The organism is Streptococcus oralis, assembly GCF_001588645.1.
Classification (GTDB): domain Bacteria; phylum Bacillota; class Bacilli; order Lactobacillales; family Streptococcaceae; genus Streptococcus; species Streptococcus oralis_AB.
Genome location: NZ_LAYF01000023.1, coordinates 1 through 1,337, shown reverse-complemented (window position 1 = coordinate 1,337; position 1,337 = coordinate 1). Strand labels below are relative to the sequence as shown.

The window sequence follows — 1,337 nt, the reverse complement described above, 5'->3', positions numbered from 1 at the left end:
TCTAAATCTAAGCAGGGCAACCCAAGAAGGGCTGGAGCGAGCCAAGCAGTTTACTTTGGAAGTACCGACTGTAGTCGTACGAGAGACTTCAACTGGTAGTCAAATGATGCGGTTTGAAAAAATGAGTAAGAGTCTGGGAGATACAGGTCTAGGAAAGAGCTTGGATAATCTGGCTTCTAAAGCGAAACATGTAGAAAACACCCGACTGGATAGACTCCGAGCTCGTAATGCAACAATTGTTGATAATTTACTAGATAATTTTAGTAATCTATCTCCAAAAGATATTCCCACGGTAAAGTCAGGTAATTTTGAAGAATTTTTTAATAGATTGACTTCGGAGCAATTAGATGAAATTTGGGAGAATAAGCATTTAAGAAAAAAAATAGAAAGGCAGCTAAGATCCCCTGGTGGAATGCATGAGTGGCATCTTGTTTCCCGAGCTCCTCAATTTAAGTATTGGGGAATAAAAGCAGAACAAATTCGTGAACTTAGGACAGCTATATCTGAAGTGAAATTTGTGAATCCCTCAGGTTTTCATGGAGGAAGGGGCTCCACTATTGCGCATAATGAGTTGTTAAATATAATTTATAGTTCATTGAATTATGAAATGTTTGTCAGACGACTAAATAATTGGGCAAATTATCGACTACTTGGCGGTGTGGAATCTCTGCCAGAAGGGTTGAGAATTGTTCTAAAATAGAAAGGATATTAATTATGGAAACAGAAAATACAGTGTCTATCTGGGTAGGTAATTTTGAAAGTAAATCTCAGTTAGATGAATTCCTTACTTTAATTTACGATGATGAAGGTGAAGTGGTTCCGTCACTATTTTATGAAAGTTATGAAATTGATATTGATGATATTGATGACTATATGATTGAAAAGGAAGTCCTTAACAGTAATTATTCAGATCTATACCAAATGTTAAAAGGTGTCTCATATGAAGATGTTATTGTAAACAACTTGAAAAAAAATTGTATTGAAGATGCTATTTCACTTAGTAACTCTATAATTTTAATATACAATTATAGTTATACAGGAGAAGTATTAACTACAGAGAATACAAAATTTATTGGAGTTGTTGAATATAAGTGATATTTTGGATTGTTTATACAATGTGAAACTGCTAACTATCTTAATTTTTTAGAATTACAAACAGTTTCCTAAAAACAAAAATAATTTTCAAAGGAATATAGAAAGTTTAAAAATCAATATTCAAGCGATTTATGCAACCACTTTAAAGAATCTTAACTACTTCCCATTATATCTTTACTATTGAAAAAACTTAGAAAATCTGAGAATATTCCCACCTACATCAATAAGAAAATCGACCGCCC

At 32.9% G+C, this 1,337-nt stretch carries 2 protein-coding genes; both read left to right on the top strand.

Going from position 1 to position 1,337, the window contains the following annotated elements; genetic code table 11:
• The coding region (locus tag A0739_RS10495) for a hypothetical protein (RefSeq protein ID WP_231082584.1) at positions 1-700 on the top strand (700 nt) is incomplete at its 5' end.
• A 14-nt stretch (positions 701-714) separates the two neighbouring features.
• Positions 715-1,095: an immunity 22 family protein gene (locus tag A0739_RS09540; protein WP_061587807.1), complete on the top strand. Its 381-nt coding sequence runs from the start codon at positions 715-717 to the stop codon at positions 1,093-1,095.
• Positions 1,096-1,337 lie beyond the last annotated feature (242 nt).

Coding starts and splice junctions, on each gene's coding strand:
- A0739_RS09540 (WP_061587807.1), top strand. CDS start 715: ATGGAAACAGAAAATACAGTGTCTATCTGGGTAGGTAATTTTGAAAGT.